A 21,508-nucleotide genomic window follows, 5' to 3' on the forward strand; every position below is an offset into this window, starting at 1 on the left:
TGTTGCCGCCGGCGCGCGAGGCGCCGGCTCAGCCTTCCACGCGATTGCGGCCGTTGGCCTTGGCGCGGTACAGCGCTTCGTCGGCTTGCAGCAGCAGGCGGTGATGGGTGTCGGCGCCGGCCGCTTCGGCCACCCCGAAGCTGGCGGTGATGCCCAGCGTCGGGTCGATGTCGCTGAAGTCGATGGCCATCACGCCCTGGCGCAGGCGCTCGCCGGTGGCCAGCGCGGCCTCGAGGGTCGTCTCCGGCAGAAGCAGGGCGAATTCCTCGCCGCCCCAGCGCGCCACCACGTCGAACCCGCGCGAATCGGCCTTCAAGCGGGCGGCCACGCGCTTGAGCACCTCGTCGCCCACGGCGTGGCTCCAACGGTCGTTGACCTGCTTGAAGTGGTCGAGGTCGACGATGGCGATGCTCAGCGGGGCGTCGTTGCGCTTGGCGCGGGCGAACTCGCGGGCCAGCGCTTCGTCGAAGGCGCGGCGGTTGCTGATGCCGGTGAGCGCATCCTCGCGCGCCTGGCGCGCGAACTCCTCGGCCTGGTGGCGCAGGCGAGCCTTCTGCTGCTCGATCTCCAGCGTGCGTTCGTCCACCAGCTGCGCGAGGTGGCGCTCGTTGGCGGCGAGCCGGTGCAGGCGCCAGCGCAGCAGCAGGCCGGCCCCCAGCAGGGCGGCGATGGCGAAGCCCCAGACCACCAGCGTGCGCTGCCACCACAGGGGCGGCACGTCGATGACGATCTGGGCGCGGCTCTGCCCCCAGGCGCCGCGAGGGTGGGCGGCTTCCACCCGGAACTCGTAGCGGCCGGGCGGAAGGCGCGAGTACTCGACGAAGGTCTCGCTGCCGCGCTCCACCCAGTCGCTGTCGAACCCGTCGAGGCGATGGCGGTAGCGCAGGCGCTCGGGCAGCACGAATCCGAGGCCGGCGTAGCGCAGTTCCAGCCGGCGCGCGCCGGCAGGCAGGACCAACTCGGCCTTCGCATTGAGTGGCAGCGCACGGCCGTCGGCGATCACCGATTCGATCACCACCGGGGGCGCATGGCGGGTGTGGCGCTGCAGGTCGGCGGGATCGACGTGGGTGGCGCCGACCGAGGTCGCGAACCATCGGCGGCCGTCGCGGTCGAGCGCCACCACCGGTTGCGAGCCGCCATTGCACTGCGCGCTGGCCATGCCGTCGGCTTCGGTGAAGCGTTCGACGTCGAGTGGAAGGGCCTTTCCGTCGGCGACCGAATTGACGCGCGCCATGTCGATGCGAAGGATGCCGCGATTGCCGCTGGCCCAGAGCTGGCCCTCCGGATCGAGCAGCAGGCCGAACACCTTCTCGTAGGGCAGGCCTGCGGCGAGGCCGACCGCGCCAGTGGGCCGGCCGTCGGCGTCGAAGCGCAGCAGGCCGCGGTCGGAGGCGATCCACATCGCGCCGCGCTGGCGGTCTTCGAGGAAGCCGAAGGCGTATTCCGCGTCCTCATGCGCCTTGAGGTCGAGCGGCCGCAGGGTGGCGTTCTCGATGATCACGGCGCCGAGGCCCGTGCCCACCCAGAGCCGACCACGGGCATCGCGGTGCAAGGCAATGACGAAGTTCGCGGGCAGGCCCTGCGCTTCGGTCCACTGCTGCATGGCGCCGTCGGCCCAGCGCGCGAGGCCGCGGGAGGTGCCCAGCCACAGGGTGTCGCCGTCGGCGACCAAGGCGCGCACTTCGTTCGCGGGCAGGCCGTTGCTCGTGTCCAGGCGGGTGATGACGCGTTCGCCATCCCACAGCATCGCGCCGTCATCGTAGGTGCCCACCCACACGCGGCCTCCGCCGGCATCGGCGAAGCTCAGTACCGAGGCGTCGGCGAGCGGCGTGCCGGCACCCAGCCGCGTCACCGTGCCATCGGCGCTGCTGCTCGCCAGTCCTTGCGCGGTGCCGATCAGCACGCTGCCGTCGTCGCGCGCGAGCACGCTGCGCACGTAGTCGTCGGGCAGGCCGTGCTGGCGCACGATGCTGGAGAACGGCGCATCGGTGAAGCGGAACAGGCCGCTGTTGGTGCCGACCCAGAGGTTGTCTTCGCGGTCGATGAACAGCGAGAGGATGCGCGAGGTCGGACGATCCGGCCCCACGCCCAGGCGCTCGAGGCCCTTCGCGCTCCAGCGCATCAGGCCGTCGTTGAGCGTGCCGATCCACAGCCCGCCGGCACCGTCCGGCAGCAGGCGCGAGATGCTCACGGTGTCGAGCGCGGGGTCGAGGGCCTTGAACACCAGCGCTTCCGCGGCGCCGTCGGCAACGTAGACGCCGCGCGCGCTGCCGGCGACGAGGCGATCGCCGTCCCTGGCCAGCGCGGTGATCGGTCCGTCGGGCAGGCCGCTCACGTCCGCGCGCCGCAAGCCATCGGCGTCGAGGCGGCGGAGGCCGCCCGCATGGGCCGACCAGTGCCGCCCCCGTGCATCGACGGCGATATCGAGATTGCTGCCGACGGGGTCGTCGGCCGGTGGCTCGAGCACCTGCACGGTGCCGTCGGCCGGCACATGCACCACGCCCGCGGTCTCGGTGCCCACCCACAGACCGCCGTCGGGCCCGCCGTGGATCATGGTGACCATGACGGGCACGGAAGGCAGGGGCTCCCAACCGCCCTCGCCGTCCTGCCGGATCAAGCTGCCCCGGGCGCCGCCGGCCACCAGGCGTCCGCGGGCATCGACGTGCAGGGCGCGCAGCGCGCCATCCTGCAGCACCGGGATCTGGCGGCGATCGAACTGGGTGAACGACTGCCCGTTGTAGCGGACCAGGCCTTCCCACGTGGCGAACCACAGGTAGCCTTCGGGCGTCTGTGCGATGGCGTTGATCGAGTTGTGGGGCAGGCCGTCGCGCGTGGTCCAGTGGTCGCGGTAGAGGTCCTGCAGCGCCCGATCCATCGCGCAAGCCGGCAAGGCGGCCAACAGGGCGACGACGAGCAGCAGCCCGCGCTGCCACGGGCTTTTCGCGGTTCGCTTCGAGTGCGCCCTCATCGCCGTCCCTGCGTGCTGTCCTCAATGGACGAGCCTAGCACCGCCCTCGGGGCTCAGCGCGTCCAGTCGCCTGGTATCGGCGCGCCTTCACCATCGCCGTCCTCTGCGTCAGGCAGGCCTTCGCGCTTCAGCAATTGCGCGAGGTCGGCGCGGGCGCGTTCGGCCAGGCTGATAAGGGTCTGGTCGTCGTCCCGGACCTTGGCGGCTTCATGCAGCATTTGCAGGTCGTGGCGCACGAAGGCCTGCTGCGCCCGGTGCGCGTCGTGCGGGTGCTCGCCCAGCGCCACGAGGGCGCGTTCGCCGACGGCCGCAGCGGCGCGGAAGGTCTCGCGCTCGAACGCCACGCCCAGCTCGGCCAGCTCGAAGGCTTCGGTGCGGCCGCGCGCCCGGGCGATCAGCTTCACGTGCGGGAAGCGTTCGCGAACCAGCGACGCCGTCTCATGCACGCGCTCGGGGTCGTCGAAGGCCAGCACCAGCAGTTTTGCTTCCTCGATCCCTGCGGCCTCGAGCACGTCGCGGCGGGCGGCGTCGCCGTAGTAGGTGCGGAAGCCGAAGCGGCGCATCAGTTCGACCTGTTCGGGATCGTGGTCGATCAGGGTGACGCCGTAGCCGCGCCCGAGCAGCAGGCGCGAGACGACCTGGCCGAAGCGGCCCACGCCGGCGACGATCACCTCGTTGCGCTCGTCGATCGCGTCGGCCTCGCGCGCCTCCGAGCGGTTCATCCGCGGCATCACGAAGCGCGACACCAGGAGGAACAGCAGCGGCGTGGTGAGGATGCTGGCGGCGACGATGGCGTTCATCGCGTCGGCGATGCCCGCCGGGAGGCTGCCGTTGGCACGTGCCGCGGTGGGGATGACGAATGCGAACTCACCCACCTGCGAGAGCACGGTGGCGAACAGTACGCCGTCCTGCCCGCACAGGCGGAACAGCCGCGCGATGCCGAGTAGCAGCGTGAACTTCAGCGCCACGAGGGCCAGCGTCGCGCCGAGGATCAGCACCGGCTGCTCCACGAACAGCGAGAGCTGTACGCTCATGCCGACGGCGATGAAGAACAGGCCGAGCAGCAGGCCCTTGAAGGGCTCGATGACGATGTTGAGCTCGTGGCGGTACTCGCTTTCGGCGAGCAGCACGCCGGCAAGGAAGGTGCCCAAGGCCGGGGAGAAGCCCACGTGCTCGGCGGCGAGGGCGGCGCCCAGCACGAGCAGCAGGGCGAAGGCGACGAACACCTCGCGCAGGCCGGTGTTGGCGATGAAGCGCAGCAGCGGGCGCATGGCGAACCGCGCCAGCACCACCATGCCGACGATGAGCCCGGCGGCGGCGAGCGGCGAGAACGCCGCGCCCTCGGACGCGCCGGCCGGCGCGACCCAGGCCACAAGCAGCAGGATCGGGATGACCATGATGTCCTGGAACAGCGACACCGACAGCGCGCTGCGCCCGCCCGCGGTGGGCAGCAGGCCGCGCTCGCCCATGATCGCCAGCGCGACGCTGGTGGAACTCTGCACCGCGGCGATGCCGACGATCAGTGCGATCACCCACGGTTGGCCGAAGGCGAGCACCGCACCAAAGACCAGCGCGGCGGTCAGCAGCACTTGCAGGCCGCCCATGCCGAAGATCGGGACGCGCAGGGTCCAGAGCTTGTTCGGGTTCAACTCGAGGCCCACGAGGAACAGCAGCAGCACAACGCCGAATTCGGCAAAACCCAGCACGGTCTCGGGGTCGTCGATCCACTGCAGCACCGAGGGGCCGATCAGCACGCCGGCGATCAGGTAGCCGAGCACCGCGCCGAGGCCGAGGCGCTTGAACAGCGGTACCGCGATGACCGCGGCGGCGAGGTAGATCAGGGCGTCATGCAACATGCGGTGGCCCTCAACGGCTGTCGTGTTCGGGGTGGGCGTCGCCGCGGGCCAGTGCCGCGATCCGCGACCTGTAGTCGATGGCGAACTCAGGCAGCCGCGCGTTGATGCGCTCGTTGGCACCGTAGGCCACATGGCCCAGCCAACGCATGCCGCAGTAGCGGGCGCTGGCTTCGATCGGCCGGAACAGCTCGGTGAGCGTGAACTGCGCCGCGTGGCGACCGTAGCCGGCCGGGTCGCCGCCGCTGGTCGCCGCGACGAACAGGCCTTTGCCTGCCAGCGCGTTGCCGTCGCGGCCATAGGCCCAGCCCGACTGCAGCACTTCGTCGAACCAGTGTTTCAGCAGCGCCGGCATCGCGTACCACTGGATTGGAAACTGCAGCACCACGGTGTCGTGTGCCAGCAGGCGCTGCTGCTCGGCGGCGACGTCGATATCGCCGTCCGGATACGCGTGGTACAGGTCGTGGATGGTGACGCCGCTGATGTCGCGCGCAGCGTCCAGCAAGGCCGCGTTGATGCGGCTGGCGGAGAGGCGCGGATGGGCGAGAAGGACGAGGGTTCGCGAGGGCGTCGGGCTCATGCGCCCAGTCTAGCCATCGCCGGCATCAGCCGATGGCCTTCACCCGCAGCTTGCGCCCCTTGATGCCCTGCTCGCGCAGTTTGGCCAGCGCTTTTTCGGCCTGCGCGCGCGCTACCGCAACGTAGCAGCGCGTGGGATAGAGGCTGATCTTGCCCACGGCTTCGGCGGGCAGGCCGGCGGCGCCGGTCAGTGCGCCCATCACGTCGCCGGGGCGCAGCTTGTCCTGACGACCGGCGTCGATCTGCAGGGTGCGGAACGCGGCGGGCAGCGGCTTCGGGCGCTGGGCGCTGAGCCGCAGCGATCGCTCCTGGAAGGGCGCGCCGCGGGCGGCTTCGATGCTGCGGCGCCAGTGCGCTTCCGAGGGCGTGACAATGCTGACGGCGAGGCCGGTCTCGCCGGCGCGGCCGGTGCGGCCGATGCGATGCACGTGCTGGTCGGCGTCCGAGGCGATCTCGGCGCTGAGCACCATCGGCAGGCCGGCGATGTCGATGCCGCGCGCGGCCACGTCGGTGGCGACGAGCACGCGCAGGCTGCCGTTGGCGAAGCGTGCGAGCACTTCCTCGCGCTCGCGCTGTTCGAGGTCGCCGTGCAGGGCATCGGCGGCGAAGCCTTCGCGCTGCAGCGCTTCGGTGAGCGCGGCGGTTTCCTTGCGCGTGTTGCAGAAGACCAGCGTGGCCCCGGGCGCCTTGTCGGCCAACACCTGCATCACCGCCCAGTGGCGTTGACCGCCTTCGACCACGTGCACCCACTCGTCGATCTTCGGCGCATCGTCGAGCGCGGCGGCGATCTCCAGCGGATCGCGCAGCAGGGTGGCGGCGATGGCGCGGATGTCCTCGCTGAAGGTGGCCGAGAACAGCAGGGTCTGCGACGTCTTGGGCAGGCGCTTGGCGAGCGTGCGGATGTCCTCGACGAAGCCCATGTCGAGCATGCGGTCGGCTTCGTCGAGCACGAAGGTGCTGACGTGTTCGAGCGACAACGCTGCTCTTGACGACTCGCTATCGGCAATCAGTTCGAGGATGCGGCCCGGCGTACCCACGACAACGTCCGGCGCGACCTCGAGCGAAGCCAGCTGCGGGCGCAGCGGAATGCCGCCGCAGAGCGTCACGATCTTCAGGTTGGGCAGGAAGCGCGCGGCGGCGCGCAGATCCTTGGCCACCTGGTCGGCGAGCTCGCGCGTGGGGCAGAGCACCAGCGCCTGCGCGCGCAGCGCGGCCGGCTCGATCTTCGCCAGCAGGGGCAGGCCAAAGGCCAGCGTCTTGCCGCTGCCGGTGCGGGCCTGTGCGAGCAGGTCGCGGCCCTGCAGTGCAGGGCCGATGGCCTGCTGCTGGATCGGCGTGGGCTCGGTGAAGCCAAGCGACTCGCAGGCGCGGGCAAGGGGCTCGGGCAGGCCGAGCGAGGCGAAGGGGGTCGTCATGCCGGCATTGTGGCACCCCGGCCCTGAACCCGTGGCGGCGGGCCCGGAGTGGGGGCCTCAGCTGCCCGACTTGATCTCGGCCAAGCGCTTCGCGTTCTCGGCGCGCAGGGCGCGGCGCTGCTCGCCCTTGCGGAAGCGCCGCTGCTCGTCTTCCGTCTGCGGTTCGAGCGGCGGCACCGGCGTGGGACGGCCGTCGTCGCCCATCGCCACCATGGTGAAGAAGCAGCTGTTCACATGCCGCACCGAGCGCTCGCGGATGTTCTCCGCCACGACCTTGACGCCGACCTCCATCGAGCTGGTGCCGGTGTAGTTCACCCGTGCCATGAAGTGCACGAGTTCGCCGACGTGGATGGCTTCGCGGAAAGTCACCTGGTCGACCGACAGCGTCACGCAATAGCGCCCCGCATAGCGCGAGGCGCAGGCGTAGGCCACTTCGTCGAGCAGCTTGAGTAGCGCGCCGCCGTGCACCTTGCCGCTGAAGTTCGCCTTGTCGGGCGTCATCAGCACGGTCATCGTGAAATCGGCGGCGGCGGGCTCGATCATGGTCATGGCGACAAGCTTCAGCCTAGGCCGAAGCTCTTTTCCTTGCGCTCCGCCAGCCGCTTCTCGAGGTAGTGGATGTTGGTGCCGCCCTGCTGGAAGCCGATGTCGGCCATGATCCGCTGCTGCAGCGGGATGTTCGTCTTGATGCCGTCGACGATCATCTCGGCCAGCGCCACGCGCATGCGGGCGATGGCTTGCGCGCGGGTCGCGCCGTGCACGATCAGCTTGCCGATCATCGAATCGTAGTTCGGCGGGACCTTGTAGCCTTCGTAGATGTGCGAATCGACGCGCACGCCCGGGCCGCCGGCGGCGTGGAAATGCTTGATCAAGCCGGGGCAGGGTGCGAAGGTTTCCGGATCTTCCGCGTTGATGCGGCACTCGATGGCGTGGCCGCGCAGCACGACGTCTTCCTGCTTGATCGAGAGCTTCTCGCCGCCGGCGATCAGCAGCTGCTCGCGCACCAGGTCGATGCCGGTGACGAGCTCGGTCACCGGATGCTCCACCTGGATGCGGGTGTTCATCTCGATGAAGTAGAAGCGGCCGTTCTCGTACAGGAACTCGAAGGTTCCGGCGCCGCGGTAGCCGATGCGGATGCAGGCGTCGGTGCACACCTTGCCGATCTCGGCGCGCTGCTGCTCGGTGATGCCGGGCGCGGGCGCTTCCTCGACCACCTTCTGGTGGCGGCGCTGCATCGAGCAGTCGCGCTCACCGAGGTGGATGGCATTGCCCTGGCCGTCGGCCAGCACCTGGATTTCGACGTGGCGCGGGTTCTCGAGGAACTTCTCCATGTACACCATGCCGTTGCCAAAGGCCGCCTTGGCCTCGGCCTGCGTGGTGGCGATGGAGGCGATGAGCGCGCCTTCCTCGCGGACGACGCGCATGCCGCGTCCGCCGCCGCCGCCCGCAGCCTTGATGATCACCGGATAGCCGATTTCGCGGCCGATGCGCAGGCACTCCTCCTCATCCTCGGGCAGCGGACCGCCGGAGCCGGGCACGCAGGGCACGCCGGCATCCTTCATCGCGCGGATGGCTTCGACCTTGTCGCCCATCATGCGGATGACGTCGGCGGTGGGGCCGATGAAGACGAAGCCGGAGCCCTCGACGCGCTCGGCGAAGGTGGCGTTCTCGGAGAGGAAGCCGTAGCCCGGGTGGATGCCGTCGGCGTCGGTCACTTCGGCCGCCGCGATGATCGCCGGGATGTTGAGGTAGCTCTCGGCCGAGGGTGCGGGGCCGATACAGACGGACTCGTCGGCCATGGCCACGTGCTTGAGGTTGCGGTCGACGGTGCTGTGCACGGCCACGGTCTGGATGCCCAGCGCGTGGCAGGCACGCATCACGCGGAGCGCGATTTCGCCGCGGTTGGCGATGACGACTTTCTTGAGCATGGCGCCGGCCTCAGCCGATCACGAACATGGGTTCGTCGAACTCGATCGGCTGGCCGCTCTTCACCAGGATCGCGCGCACCGTGCCGCTGACGTCGGCTTCGATCGGGTTGAACATCTTCATGGCCTCGATGATGCCGAGCGTGTCGCCGGCCTTCACCGTCTGCCCCACCTTCACGAAGGACGGCGCGTCCGGGTTCGGGCTGGCGTAGAAGGTGCCGACCATCGGCGAGCGGATGGTGTGGCCGTCCGGCACGTCCTTGCCCGGCTTGCCGTGCGATTCGCTGGCGTGCTCGGCGGCCGGCGCCTTGCCCGCGGCCGGCGCGGCGTGCGCGACCGGAGCCGGGGCCGGGGCGTGCTCGGCGGGCGCGGCCTGCACGTAGGTGGGCATCGGCGCGGCGCGGCTTGCGCGCGACAGGCGGACGGACTCCTCGCCTTCCTTGATCTCGATTTCGGTGAGGTTGGACTTCTCGAGCAGGTCGATCAGTGCCTTGATTTTGCGGAGGTCCATGGACGGTCTCGCGTGCGGTGAAAGTGGAAAGGGAAAGGACGCTCAGCGGCCGCTGGCTTCGTGCCGGGGCGCATCGAGCCGGGCGATCGCCGCCTCGAGGGCCAGCAGGTAGCTCTGCGCCCCGAAGCCGCAGACCACGCCGACGGCGAGGTCGGACAGGTAGCTGTGGTGGCGGAAGGGCTCGCGGGCGTGGGGGTTGCTGAGGTGTACCTCGATGAAGGGCGTGCGCACCGCCGCGAAGGCGTCGCGCAGGGCCACGGAGGTATGGGTGTAGGCCGCCGGATTGATGAGCACGATGGCGGTACCGTCGGCCCGGGTGGCTTGCACCCGATCGACGAGCGCATGCTCGGCATTGCTTTGGAAGCTGGCGAGGGCGTGGCCGGCATCGGCAGCGCGGGCGGCGAGCCGGACATCAATATCGTCCAGCGTGTCGCGGCCATAGACCTCCGGCTCGCGGGTGCCGAGCAGGTTGAGGTTGGGGCCGTGCAGGACGAGGATCGAGGCCATGACGCGGGAGCGGGCCGGGAGGGCAAGGCGCACAGCCTGCCCGCCCTAGAGCTCCCTGTCTAGGGTTTCGGCTCCAGATCTCCGGAGATCGCAGCCGTTTGAATTTTGTTAGGGATGCTTCGAGGCGCGATGCTCATCCACCCAGCCGCCGATCGCCTTGGCGTCCGGGAACGGGCTCAAGTGCTGCGCCACCAGCCGGCCCTGCGGGTCGATCAGCACGGTGTAGGGCAGAAGTCCGCGCGCGTTGCCGAGGCGCACCGAGCTGTCGCGGATCGAGTTCGGCTCCGCGAAGATCGGAAAGCCCACCGGCACGCGCTCGAGGAAAGCGCGCGCGTCGGCGGCGTCCTCCAAGGCGATGCCGATCACCTGCACGCCGTCCACGCCTTGCGCGCGGTGGTAGGCGTCGAGCAGCGGCATCTCCTTGACGCAGGGCGGGCACCAGCTGGCCCAGAAGTTGATCAGCCGCCAGCGGCCCTCGCCGGGCAGAGGCTGGTTCACGCCGTCGAGCGTGGTGCCCAACAGCGGTTCCGCCGACTCGCCGAGCGCGACGACCTTCAGGCCTTCCGGCGCGGGCGGCGTGCGCGCGGCGTCGAACTCGCCACGCAGCCAGATGCCGAGCGCGGCGCTGGCGACGGCGAACGCGCCGATCAGCGTCCATTGCAGCCAGGGCTTCATGCGTGGTGCTTCACTTCGCGGCGGCCTTCGTCAGCGCGGACTCGACGATGCCGGTCGTCAGCAGGTTGGGCAGGATCTCGGGTTCCCCGCCGCCGGCCGGGTACACCGCGTAGAAGGGCACGCCCACCGCGCCGTACTGCTGCAGGTAGGCGGTGATGGCGGCATCGACGTCGGTCCAATCGCCCTTCATGTACACGGCGTTGGCGCCCTCGCGCGCCGCGGCAAAGGCGTCGGTCGAGAGCACGGCGCGCTCGTTGGCCTTGCAGCTCACGCACCAGTCCGCGGTCATGTTGACGAAGACCACGCGCCCCTCGGCGCGCAGCGCGGCGAGGCCCTCGGCCGAATAGGGCACGCTGCCGTCCGCGGCGGGCTGCGCAGGCTCGCCCGCGCTGGCATCGGCACCGGCGGCCGCTGCGGCCTCGCGTGCAGAAGGCAACTGCTGCACCGGCCACAGCGCGGCCACGCCGAGCGCCGCGATGCCGATCGCCAAGGCACGCATCGTGGCGCTCTTGAAGCGCGCCTGCTCCCAGGCCCACAGGCCAAGGGCGAGCAGCACCGCGCCACCCAGCACCCAGCCCACGGCATCGGCGCCGCGCTGCTTGGCCAGCACCCACACCAGCCACACGGCCGTCAGGTACATCGGGAAGGCGAGCACCTGCTTCAGCGTGTCCATCCACGCGCCCGGCTTCGGCAGGCGCTGCGCAAGCCCAGGAATGAAGCCGATGGCGAGGAAGGGCAGGGCGAGGCCGAGGCCCAGCGCCACGAACACGCCGATGGCGACGATGGGCGAGGCCGCAAAGGCGTACGCCAGCGCGGCGCCCATGAAGGGCGCAGTGCAGGGCGCGGCCACCACGACGGCCAGCACGCCAGTGAAGAAATCGCCGGCCGGGCCGGACTTCTGCGTGAGCGCGCCGCCGACATTGGCCAGCCCGCCGCCGAGGTTGAACACGCCGGAGAGCGACAGACCGACCGCGAACATCAGCAAGGCAAGGCCGCCCACCACCGCCGGCTGCTGCAGCTGGAAGCCCCAGCCCAGTGCCAGGCCGGCTTCGCGCAGCGCGAGTGCGATCCCTCCCAGCGCCGCGAAGCTGAGCACCACGCCGGCCGTGTACCAGAGCGCATGCGAGCGGGCCTTCTCCGCACTCTCGCCGCTGCCGGCAAGCCCGAGCGCTTTCAGCGACAGGATCGGCAGCACGCAGGGCATCAGGTTGAGGATCAGTCCGCCGAGCAGGGCGAGGCCGAGGGCCGCGAACAGGCCGATACCCCCGCTCGCGCGGTTCGCGCCGCTGCTGGCCGTGTCGGACGACGCGCCTTCGGCGGAGGGCGAGTCGGCGTTGGCCGGCGCATCGGCGAGTTCAATCGCCAGCTCGCGCTTCAGCGGCGGGTAGCAGACGCCGTTCTCCTGGCAGCCCATGAAGCCGACGGTCAGGCGCAGGGTGTCAGCCCCGCTTTGGGTGCGGACGACCTCGATCGGCACCAGCACTTCGTCGTAGTAGACGGCCTGCTCGCCGAAGTACTCGTCGCTGTGCGTGCGCGCCGCCGGCCACTCGCCGGGGCGCACCACGGCCCCGCGCTCGCTCTGCGCGGCGAAGGTGGTCTTGTCGCGGTAGAGGTAGTAGCCCGGCGCGATGGTGAAGCGCACCACGATGCGATCCGGGCCATCGGTGACGGCCTCGAGCCGGTAGGCCTCGGTATCGGGCAAGGGCAGGCCGGCGCTACCGGTTGCCGTCAGCCCGGCATCCCCACCCGCCGTGCTGGTCGAGAGCAGGCCGCTGCTGCGACCGCCGGAGAGCAGGCCAGCGACGGGTGGCAGGGCGGCGGATGCGTCGCCTGCGGGCGCCGGCGGCAGCGCGACCGTGACCTCGCGGGCCTGTGGCGGGTAGCAGATGCCGAGGTCCGCGCAGCCCTGGTACTTCACCCGCAGGCGCAGCGTCGTGGTGTCGTCGGCGGCCGCCCCGGTGAGCGTGGCCACGAGCGAATCCCGATAGGTCTCCACCTCGCCGAAGAACTCGTCCGTGTGCTTCTGGCCGTCCGGCAGTTGGAGTGGATTCGCCTTGAAGCCGCCCTCCAGCACCTCGACCGCCGTGCGGTGGCGGTACAGGTAGTAGTCCTCGGCGATGGCGAAGCGCACCTCGACGGCATCGCGCGTCGTCGCCTCGGCCGACAGGGCGAAGGCCTCGTCGACGGGCAGCAGGTCGTCCTGGTCGATGGCTTGGGCAGCGGTGCCGCCGAGCAACAAAGAGGCCAGCGCGGCGTTGCGCAGCAGGCGGATCGTCGGGGCAAAAAAGCGTGACATCGGGCAGGGGTCGGTTCCGGGCGCGGTCGGGCATTATCGCCGCGCCGCGTCGGCCGGGCGTGGACAGGGGGGCGTCCGCTCACCGGTTCGTAACCCGGCGGTCACCCGTTTCAGGCCATCGTTGCTCCCCCATCCCCTCGTTCAGGAGACCTCCCCATGTTCAAGAAACTCGCCGCCGAAGCCCTCGGCATCAGCGACATCGGCGTCATCGTCCCCGCCTCGGAGTTCGACAAGGTCGACGCCGACGACTACCTCTTCCACGAGGACGGCGAGCGCATCTTCTTCCTGATCAAGTCGAAGAAGGACGAGTACTGCTTCACCAACCAGGCGCTGATTCACGTCGACGGCGAATCGGCCGTGTCGACCAAGCGCACGGTGAAGCGCTACGAGTACGCCAGCAACCGCATCGGCTACTGCGCCATCGAGACGGCCGGCAACATGGACATGGACGTCGAGTTGAAGTTCTCGATCGGCGAGGCGCACTTCAGCATCGACGTCAAGAAGAGCTTCATCGAGCAGGTGAAGGACATCTACAAGGCGCTGATCGCCATCGGCCGCCAGCAGTCGCGCGACGCCATCTCGCGCGACAACGCCGTGCGCACCCTCGATGCGATGGGCGGCATGCTGAAGCTCGGCAACCTGCAGGGCGAAGCGGCGGTGGTCTCGCATTTCAACGCCGTGCTCGACAACCTCAACGCCGCGATGCTCGACCGCCATACGACGCGCGACTACTCGCGCATCTTCGAGAAGTTCATCCATAACAACGCCACGCCGCCCGCGCTGCCCTGAGGCCGGTCACGGCCGGGGCGTCGTCCGACGCCCCGGCCCTTGGCGACCGTCAGTCCGCGCGCTTCGGTGCTTCGATCGTGTCGCGGACGAAGCGGTCGAAGAGGCGCACGCCATAGGCTGAGGCACCGAGCGGCACGGTGGGCAGCGGCGCGTCGTCGCGCCACGCCATCGAGGCCATGTCGATATGGGCCCAGCGCACGGCGGGGTCCACCCAGGCGCCGATGAAGTGTGCACCGAGGCCCGCGCCGGCGCGGCCACCGCTGCCGACGTTGCGCAGGTCGGCGATCGGCGATTCGAGATCCTTCGCGTAGCTGGGGTGCAGCGGCAGGCGCCACAGCTCTTCGCCGCTGGCCGCGCCTGCGGCCACCAGGTCGGCCACCAGGGCGTCGTCGCGCGAGAACAGGCCGCCGTACTCGTCGCCCACCGCCGTCACCTGCGAACCCGTCAGCGTGGCGATGTCGATCAGCATCGACGGCTTGTCCTGCCGCTGCACGTAGGCGATCGCGTCCACAAGCACGATGCGGCCTTCGGCGTCGGTGTTGAGGTTTTCGAAAGTCAGGCCGCCCAGCGTGCGCACGACGTCGCCGGGGCGGGCGGCTTCGCCGTCAGGCATGTTTTCGGCGAGCGCCGCGACGGCGATGGCGTTCACCCGGGCACCGCGCTTCGCCAGCGCCAGAACCGCGCCGGTGGCCGCGGCCGCGCCGGCCATGTCGTGCTTCATCCGCCGCATGTTGTCGGCCGGCTTGATGGAGATGCCGCCGCTGTCGAAGGTGATGCCCTTGCCGACGAAGGCCACCGGCGCGGCATCGCCTGCGCCGCGGTAGCGCACCAGCAGAAGCTTCGGCGGCTGCGCGCTGCCGACGCCCACCGAGAGCATCGCGCCCATGCCAAGCTCGCGCATCCGCGCTTCGTCGACGACCTCGATGCTGACGCCGCGAACGCCCTCGAAGGCCTCGCGCGTGCGCTCGACGAAGGTTTCCGGGTAGATGACGTTGCCGGGCTCGGTCTTGAGGTCGCGGGCGAAGCGCACGCCCTCGGCCACGTGGGCCCAGTCGCTGCGCCAGGCCGCGCTCGCGGCGCCGGCATCGACGACGCGCACGGTGAGCGTGCCTTGGCCGAGCACCGGCGCGCCCGGCTTCGGCGTCTTGTACTGGCGGAAGGTGTATTGGCCCAGCGAGGCGCCGAGGGCGAGATGGGCGCCCGCGGTGGGCACCCCGGCTTCCGGCCAGAGCAGCGTGATCTCGGGCGCGGCACTGAGCACGCCGGCCTGCCCCACGAGTCCGCCCACGTCCTCGAGCAGGCGCGGCGTGACCGGATCGCTGCCAGTGCCGACGAGCAGCACCTGGTCGTAGGGCCCGACGCCGGGCAGGTTCAGCACCGTGCCGCGGTCGCCGAGGAAACCGGCCGTGCGCACGGCGCGACGCAGGGCGCCGCCGCTGCGCTGGTCCAGCGCGGCGAAAGCGCCTTCATCGGGCACACCTTGGCGGACGGCGACCGCGACGGCACCGGTTTCCGGCAAGGCGTAGTCGGCGATGGCCAACGCGCGCTGGGCGTCGGCGGGCGACACGAAGAAGGCGGATAGGGCCAGGAACGGGACCACGCGATGTCGCATCGATGCACCTCGGTAAGGAAGAAGACGGTCGAAACCGTTCCGCATCCTGCCTTTGCCTCCGAGGCGCGAGGTCGTGGCGGGGTGAATCGGCGGGTCAGCGCGAATCGATGCCGACGAGCGCGACCAGGGCTTTCAGCGTCGCCTTCGCGAGCCGCTCGCGGTCGAGGTCGGGCTGCATGGCGAGGCGGACGGTGAGGCCTTCGAACAGCGCGTTCAGGAGCTCGACCAGAGCCGGCGCAGGGACGGGTGGTTTGGCAAGGCCGCGTTGGCGTAGCGCCTCGATGCTGGCCAGCAGGGCATCGCGGGCGAGGGCGTCCTCGCGGCGCAGGGAGGCCATGAGCGCGTCGTTGCGGCAGGCCTCGGCCATCACTTCCATCTGCAGGCGCAGCAGGGCCGGATCGAGCACTTCGCCGAGGATCGCATCGACCACGCCGGCGAGGTCGCGCTTCGGATGGTCGCTGGTGGCGAGGGCTTCGAACAGGGCCACCGAATTCGCCCGGCTCAGCTCGGCGAAGGCCATGACCAGCGCGTCCTTGTTGGCGAAGTAGCGGTAGAGCAGGCCCATGCTCAGGCCGGCGGCCTTGGCGATCTCGGCCATGCTGGCCTGGTGGAAGCCTTTGTCCGCGAAGCACCGCCCGGCGGCGCGAAGGATCTGCCGGCGGCGCTGTTCTTGAAGTTCGGGGTTGGCGGTGCGCATGGCGACGATTCGATGAACGGCCGCTCAAGTTTAGCTTGACGGCCGACGGGATCATTCATAAGGTGAGCGCTCACTCATTGAATGGAGCCCCGCCGTGGACGCCCTTCCCACCTTCCCCCCCAGCGGCATCGCCCAGTGGCTCGGCCTCGTGGCCGTTCTGCTGGCGGGCCTGCTCGTGGTCTTCCTCCCCATCGAGATCTGGCGCCGTCACCGGGCCGGCACGCTGGATCGCAAGGTCGTGATGGAAATGCTGGCCTCGGCCAGCGTCTCGCTGCCGCCACTGCTGGTCGGCGGCGTGGTGCTCGCCTTCGTGACCGCGCTGTGGGGCGGTGCGGCAGCGCTGGTGCCGTGGTCCATCCCGACCACCGGATGGACGGCACTGGCCTGCCTGCTGCTGGTGGATTTCCTCTACTACTGGGACCACCGCTGCGCGCACCACTTCCGGCCGTATTGGGCGATGTCGCACTCGGTGCACCACAGCTCGCCGCAGTTCGACCAGACCACGGCGCTGCGCGTGTCCTTCATGGACGGCGCGTTTTCGCCGTGGTTCTACGTGCCGGCCGTGCTGGTCGGTTTCGACCCGCTGCTGGTGGCGGCCTGCTTCGGCGTGATCCTCGCCTGGCAGCAGTGGCTGCACACGGAGACGGTGGGCCGCCTGCCGGGGTTCGACGGCTGGCTCAACACGCCGTCCAACCACCGCGTCCACCATGGCATGCAGCCGCAATACATCGACCGCAACTACGGCGCGATCCTGATGGTCTGGGACCGGGTGTTCGGCACCTATGCGCGCGAGGACGAGCCGGTGCGCTACGGGCTCACCGAGCCGATCCACTCCAGCAACCCGTGGACGGTGCACACGCTGGAGATCGGGCGCTGGTGGCGCGAACTGCGTGCCGCGCCGACCTGGCGGGCCTTCGTGCGTTCGCTGTGGGCGATGCCCGGAAAGCCCGCGCCCGGATGACCGGGACGCGGGCTTGGGAGGCGCCTCAGTTCAGCTGGCAGCTCGCCGGCTTGGCCGAGGTGAACAGCGCCGACGTCGCCCACTCGGGGTGGTCGATGAACGGGTTGCGGTTGCCCTGGAATTCCTGGATCGCTTCGTTGCGGATGCGCTCGGCGGCATTCGGCGGGTCCTGCTGGTGCCACTGCAGCAGGGTGCTGAGCAGGCCCATGTAGGCCGGCGAGGCCGAGGTGATGACGATCTTCGAACGGTCGTCGGTGAGCTCGAGGTCGGGTTCGCCCTGACCGTTCACCGGATGCACGCCGCCTTCGTAGCGGATCGCCATGTAGAGGATGGCGCGGGCGATGTCGCCCTTGCGGGCGTTGAACACCTCGAAGCTGCCGGCGTTGCCGTCGGGGCCCTTCACCCAGTTCGAATTGCCGGGGTACACGCCCGTGCCGCCGCCGGTGCCGTTGTTCACTTCGGTGGCGCGCTCGCTGCAGCCTTCGCTGGGCGGGCAGTTGGCGTAGGGCTTGTTGCCGCGGTCGGCGTTGTACGCGGTGTCCGACAGGTAAAGCATGTGCGTGTCGGTGTAGGGCGCGTAGGGCAGGCCGAGGTTGCCGGTCTGCGAGCTGAAGCCGAGCGAGTTCGGCCAGGTGTGCTCGCGGTTGTAGGTGATGCCCGTGCCGGTGCCGGCGCGCTCGGTCACCTTGGCGAAGCTGCGGTTCTTGTAGACGTCGAGGATGCGCGCCGTGTTGGCCGGGTCTTCGTCGGCGATCTCGAGGATGTCCCAGCTGTCGGTGGTGCTGGCCGAGTACGGATAGGCCGTGTGGCCCTTGATCGTTTCGTGCAGCGAGCAGCGCAGCTGGCTCGCCGAGCTTGTGTTCACGCGGCTGTAGTAGCCCGTCGGCGCGGCGGCCGCCAGCGTGTAGCCGATCGTGGTGTTGCTGGTGGGCGTCGCGTTGTTGGCGTCACGCAAACCAGCGGCGCTGATCGACAGCGTGCAGGTCTCGCCGGCGGTGAAGGCGCCCGACGGCGTCAGCGTGAAGCGGCTGCCGGTGGTGGGATAGCTCAGCGGATGGATGCCGCTGCTGGCGCAGCTGAGCGCGAAGGCCGTCGTGCCGGCGGTGACCGGTTCGCTGAAGTCCACGCTCAGCGCGGCGGTCGGCGAGACGTTGGTCGCGCCGTTGGCGGGCGTGGTCGCGGTGACGCGCGGTGCGGCGTTGGCCAGCGTGTAGGCCACGTTGGTGCTGGCCGCCGGCGAGGCGTTGCCGCTGTCCTTCACCGCACTGGCGGTGACACTGAGCGTGCAGCTCTCGCCATCGGCGAAGGCGCCCGACGGGGTGATGGTGAAGCTGCTGCCCGTGGTGGCATGGCTGAGCGGGTGGCTGCCGCTGCTGGCGCAGCTGAGCGCGAAGGCGCCGGTGGAGAGCGTGACGCTCTCGCTGAAGGAGACGCTCAACGTCGCCGTCGGGCTGATGCCCGTCGCGCCATTGGCCGGCGAGGTGGCGGTGATGCTGGGCGGCGTGTTGGCGCTGCCGAAGCTCTGGTTGCGGTTGCAGGCACCGAAGGTCGCGGCCTGTGCGGCCTGCCACGTGAAGCCTGCGGAGCCGCTCGCGGTTCCGCCGAGCTGCAGCGAGTGGCCGACGGCAGTGGCTTCGCTTTCGCTGACCGGCAGGTTGACGCTGGTGCGGCCCGACGCCACGCCGCTGCTGGCGCGGATCTGGCCTTCGTAGCTGATGAACTGCACGACCGTACCGCTGGGGTTCACGAGGGCGATGCCGTCATGCGTGCCGTTCTGCATCCCGTTGGCGGCATAGCTCAACGTGGCGAAGCGCACCGTGGCGCCGCCGCAGGTGGCGAGCGCGCCGGTCGGCACGGGATCGTTGTCGTAGGCGGTGGCGGCGGTCGTGCTGCCGGTGCCGTTGTAGAGATGGATGCGCCAGCCGCTCAGCGATTCACCCGCGGTGGCGACGATCTCGATGCGCTCGCCGGAGTCCGTCCCGGCATTGTCGTAGTGGATCTCGTTGATGAAGACCTCGGCCTGCGCGGCGGGCACGCACGCGACAAGGCCCAGCGCCGCGAGGGCGCGGAACGGACGGAAGGACACGGATTTTCCCCTGGTGTGCCGGCGTCGGGGGGCCGGCAGTGGCGGGCAGTCTAGGGTCGCTTTGTGACAGACGCCCGTCGCGGTGCGGCAACGGGGCGACTACTGAAAGCGCTGCGCCTTGGTTGCCCAGAAGCTCAGGGGTCGCTGCATGGACCTAGATCGCCCAGCCGGCAGTCATCTCGGCCACCAACTCGTGAACTCCACTTCGTTGCCGTTACGACGCGCCTGCGCAGCAAGATTGTTGAGTTGCTGCTCGGTCTCCTGCCGTCCAAAAAAACGCAGGCACTGCGCGGAGGCCCCGCCACGACTCGAGTAACGTGCGCTGACGAAGCTTTGAAACTGGGGCTGATAGCCGAGGGTCGGGCCGTCGGAGGACATCGCCCAGACCCGCGAGAAGTAGTAAACGCGCTTGGCTGAGCCTTCGACCTCGCGCGTCGCCCAGCAATAGGCGTAAGGCGCCGACGAAGAGGAATCTCCGAAGGCATTTGGGGCGGCCATTGCTCCTGCGGGCCCAAGGGCGAGGGCGCACACCAGAAAAACCGACGGCGGCAGTGAAACAAAGGCGGGTCGCAAACCAAGCTTATTCATGACGCTACTCTGAGTGTGAAGACAAGACAGCTCGCCGATTCCACGAACGGCTGGTTTCGTTGGGGCTCGGGTGCCACCCGCTCTTGAACACTTCGTCAAAATGCTCGAGGCGGGCGTGGGTCGGCGACATCAAGCGGCAGTGGGCCATTAAGTTGGAGCGCTAGAATTTCGCGGGCGGGCGAGGATCTGCAACGCGACTACAAGTACCCTTGGAATCTTCAGCCGCACGTGTCGACCCGCCGTTGCGTACCTCTGTCCGCCCTGATTCAAACGTCCCGTCTCTACGATTTGCTGACAGCCAAAAATCAAAATCCACAATGGGAGACTCATCGAGCCAAACTTCTTCAGCCTTGTCTCGAAATGTCGAATAAGTGTATCTGAAGTAAATCGTATTCTCGTTCACAGTACAAACAAAGGTTTCCATCGTTCTGTGATCGAACTCCTGACCAACGCATCTCGAGTCCTCGCGCCAAGCGCCATTGTCATTCCACATTCTTACTACGGTAGCGCCATTGACTCGGTAATAAAATGAGATTGGATCTAGCACAAAACTACTGTCATCTGAATCAGAGTGAGGCGTGCTTTCAGTACGTTCGCACTTAATCCAGGATGGTTCTGCTTCTTGGGCTGAGATTTGCCCGGCAAATACGCATGTTGTAAGCGCAACAAAAAAACCGGCTCGATTGATTCTGTACTTCATAGAGAATTCCTTGTCTTTGGAGCGGATCGCTCTTTTCAAAGCGGCTGGACAGTTGAGAACGGTGGTCAATCAGCAATGACTTGGTCGCGTGCGGGCGAAGGAGGAGCGCCCGTTCCGGGTAATCAAGCGGCCGTTCGGCTACGCGAAGATTCGCTCCGGTGGCATCGCGAAGAACGCCGCACAGTTGATGACGCTTCCTCTGGGGCTTCGCATTGCCTCAGCATTAGTTGCACCCCGCCTAGAACGCTGCAGGCGGGCGCGGGTCCGTGGTGCGACTGCACTGACCCCAGAAGCTCTCTGCCACGTCGTCAGTAAACTTGTTTAGAAAAAGCAGGCCTGTTCTTCGGTTTACCGAAAAAACATATTCTCCCGAAGGAACCGAAAATCTTGCAAATATCTCGTCCTCGTTGATTCGACAGGTCGGTGATTCCTGTTCACACAAATCGCCCCAGCGGTCTAGGTCGCCATTGGCCTGGCGCTTGTAAGAGACGATGCTATTCGCTCTGACGGCAAAGACGTCGTTTGCAAAACCTGCGGAATGCGTGTCCTCATCTCTGGAAGTTTCTCGGCACTCAAGCCAGAGCGTGTCGTCACCCGATTGAGCCAAGGTGGCTGAGGTGGACAGCACCGCAGCAGCGGCGATCGCGACCGCCAGAGCGCTTGTTGTTGTGGTGTTACGTCTCATTCAATCCACCTTTTCGAGTGTTTCGCGAGGGGTTTGTTCGTAGAGCCTTGGCACGACGGGTCCGTTCAGACCCGTCGCCCAAAAAACCACGTGACCCGGCCGCGAGCGTCCTGTCGATCTCACCAATCTCGCCGCAGGACGACGTAGTAAATCATCTGCGGATTCAGCGTCTCGCACCTGACTTCGCTCTCGTAGGCCGGGATGCGAATTGAGGCATGGGTGTCATTGACATCGCGGTCCGTCAGTCGGTATCCGCCTTTCCACTCGCTTCCGCCCGGATTCTCGAAAGTGGCGCAGATCTCGCTCCGTTCGTTGCCCGCAATGCTCAATCCCGCGCGCCGAATCTCAAGCGTGACCAGCAAGTCCCCCGTGGGCACCAACACCGTTCTTCCTTCGCTATGGTCCGCGAACAGGAACGTGTGTTGCTGTTGCGCTGAGGCGCTGCCCGAGGTGGCTCCAAAAGCAACAATGCCGACGACGAACAGCATTGCAAAGCGCATGGCTGAGTTGATCATTTTCAGCCTCTTTTGAATTTCGAGTGGGTGGCAGCCAGAATCGACCCGAGTCTGGGACCGTTATCTGAGGCAACGTGAGCGAGAAGCAGCTTTTTGAGGCCGCCCTTGGCGTGGCCGCGCCGTGGTACGTGAGCGGGACGGGTTTC

Annotated in this window: 18 protein-coding genes and 1 pseudogene; 3 read left to right on the forward strand and 16 right to left on the reverse strand. The window is 68.5% G+C overall.

All coding sequences use genetic code 11. The annotated features are described in order from the left end of the window. Window positions 1-28 precede the first annotated feature (28 nt). The 10 genes from O9255_RS13265 to O9255_RS13310 form a co-directional block, all read right to left on the reverse strand. Window positions 29-2,968 (reverse strand): ligand-binding sensor domain-containing diguanylate cyclase, encoded by a 2,940-nt coding sequence (locus tag O9255_RS13265; RefSeq protein WP_297867343.1) that lies wholly within the window; start codon window positions 2,966-2,968, stop codon window positions 29-31. A 53-nt stretch (window positions 2,969-3,021) separates the two neighbouring features. Then, a complete protein-coding gene (locus O9255_RS13270) occupies window positions 3,022-4,824 on the reverse strand; it encodes a monovalent cation:proton antiporter-2 (CPA2) family protein (protein ID WP_297867344.1) in 1,803 nt (600 codons plus the stop codon). A gap of 10 nt (window positions 4,825-4,834) precedes the next feature. Further along, complete coding sequence (locus O9255_RS13275) at window positions 4,835-5,401, reverse strand: NAD(P)H-dependent oxidoreductase (protein ID WP_297867345.1); 567 nt, start codon at window positions 5,399-5,401, stop codon at window positions 4,835-4,837. A gap of 25 nt (window positions 5,402-5,426) precedes the next feature. Further along, window positions 5,427-6,815 carry an ATP-dependent RNA helicase DbpA gene (dbpA, locus tag O9255_RS13280; protein ID WP_297867346.1) on the reverse strand — a complete coding sequence of 463 codons (1,389 nt, stop codon included), beginning with the start codon at window positions 6,813-6,815 and terminating at the stop codon, window positions 5,427-5,429. 57 nt (window positions 6,816-6,872) lie between these two features. Further along, on the reverse strand, window positions 6,873-7,355 hold the full coding sequence (locus tag O9255_RS13285; protein ID WP_297867360.1) for an acyl-CoA thioesterase: 483 nt from the start codon (window positions 7,353-7,355) through the stop codon (window positions 6,873-6,875). 20 nt (window positions 7,356-7,375) lie between these two features. Beyond that, window positions 7,376-8,743, reverse strand: a complete 1,368-nt coding sequence (gene accC / locus O9255_RS13290) for an acetyl-CoA carboxylase biotin carboxylase subunit (protein WP_297867347.1) — start codon at window positions 8,741-8,743, stop codon at window positions 7,376-7,378. 10 nt (window positions 8,744-8,753) lie between these two features. After that, entirely contained in the window at window positions 8,754-9,251 is a 498-nt protein-coding gene (gene accB / locus O9255_RS13295; RefSeq protein WP_297867348.1) for an acetyl-CoA carboxylase biotin carboxyl carrier protein, read from the reverse strand. 42 nt (window positions 9,252-9,293) lie between these two features. After that, the gene (gene aroQ, locus O9255_RS13300; RefSeq protein WP_297867361.1) at window positions 9,294-9,758 is read right to left on the reverse strand and encodes a type II 3-dehydroquinate dehydratase; all 465 of its coding nucleotides are present in this window, start codon (window positions 9,756-9,758) and stop codon (window positions 9,294-9,296) included. A 108-nt stretch (window positions 9,759-9,866) separates the two neighbouring features. Beyond that, complete coding sequence (locus O9255_RS13305; RefSeq protein ID WP_297867349.1) at window positions 9,867-10,433, reverse strand: TlpA disulfide reductase family protein; 567 nt, start codon at window positions 10,431-10,433, stop codon at window positions 9,867-9,869. Window positions 10,434-10,443: 10 nt separating this feature from the next. Then, window positions 10,444-12,729, reverse strand: coding sequence for a protein-disulfide reductase DsbD (locus O9255_RS13310; protein WP_297867350.1), 2,286 nt, complete (start codon window positions 12,727-12,729; stop codon window positions 10,444-10,446). Between the two features lie 156 nt (window positions 12,730-12,885). On the opposite strand from O9255_RS13310, the gene O9255_RS13315 reads away from it, so the two are divergent. Beyond that, window positions 12,886-13,518: a PH domain-containing protein gene (locus O9255_RS13315; RefSeq protein WP_297867351.1), complete on the forward strand. Its 633-nt coding sequence runs from the start codon at window positions 12,886-12,888 to the stop codon at window positions 13,516-13,518. Window positions 13,519-13,567: 49 nt separating this feature from the next. On the opposite strand, the gene O9255_RS13320 is transcribed toward O9255_RS13315, so the two are convergent. Both O9255_RS13320 and O9255_RS13325 read right to left on the reverse strand, forming a co-directional pair. Beyond that, on the reverse strand, window positions 13,568-15,130 hold the full coding sequence (locus O9255_RS13320; RefSeq protein WP_297867352.1) for a leucyl aminopeptidase: 1,563 nt from the start codon (window positions 15,128-15,130) through the stop codon (window positions 13,568-13,570). A 94-nt stretch (window positions 15,131-15,224) separates the two neighbouring features. Next, window positions 15,225-15,827 carry a TetR/AcrR family transcriptional regulator gene (locus O9255_RS13325; RefSeq protein WP_297867353.1) on the reverse strand — a complete coding sequence of 201 codons (603 nt, stop codon included), beginning with the start codon at window positions 15,825-15,827 and terminating at the stop codon, window positions 15,225-15,227. Window positions 15,828-15,921: 94 nt separating this feature from the next. Here O9255_RS13325 and O9255_RS13330 point away from each other — a divergent pair, with 94 nt between their 5' ends. Then, on the forward strand, window positions 15,922-16,788 hold the full coding sequence (locus O9255_RS13330) for a sterol desaturase family protein (RefSeq protein WP_297867354.1): 867 nt from the start codon (window positions 15,922-15,924) through the stop codon (window positions 16,786-16,788). 25 nt (window positions 16,789-16,813) lie between these two features. Here O9255_RS13330 and O9255_RS13335 read toward each other — a convergent pair whose 3' ends face one another. Then, window positions 16,814-18,874: an endonuclease gene (locus O9255_RS13335; protein ID WP_297867355.1), complete on the reverse strand. Its 2,061-nt coding sequence runs from the start codon at window positions 18,872-18,874 to the stop codon at window positions 16,814-16,816. Between the two features lie 174 nt (window positions 18,875-19,048). Beyond that, on the reverse strand, window positions 19,049-19,462 hold the full coding sequence (locus O9255_RS13340) for a hypothetical protein (RefSeq protein ID WP_297867356.1): 414 nt from the start codon (window positions 19,460-19,462) through the stop codon (window positions 19,049-19,051). Window positions 19,463-20,250: 788 nt separating this feature from the next. Here O9255_RS13340 and O9255_RS13345 point away from each other — a divergent pair. Continuing rightward, window positions 20,251-20,358 (forward strand): annotated as a pseudogene (locus O9255_RS13345) (IS5/IS1182 family transposase); the annotation flags it as partial. A gap of 42 nt (window positions 20,359-20,400) precedes the next feature. On the opposite strand, the gene O9255_RS13350 reads toward O9255_RS13345, so the two are convergent. Next, on the reverse strand, window positions 20,401-20,847 hold the full coding sequence (locus O9255_RS13350) for a hypothetical protein (RefSeq protein WP_297867362.1): 447 nt from the start codon (window positions 20,845-20,847) through the stop codon (window positions 20,401-20,403). Window positions 20,848-20,966: 119 nt separating this feature from the next. Beyond that, entirely contained in the window at window positions 20,967-21,362 is a 396-nt protein-coding gene (locus tag O9255_RS13355; protein WP_297867357.1) for a hypothetical protein, read from the reverse strand. Window positions 21,363-21,508 lie beyond the last annotated feature (146 nt).

The organism is Silanimonas sp. (assembly GCF_027530345.1).
In the GTDB taxonomy this organism is placed as follows: Bacteria; Pseudomonadota; Gammaproteobacteria; order Xanthomonadales; family Xanthomonadaceae; genus Silanimonas.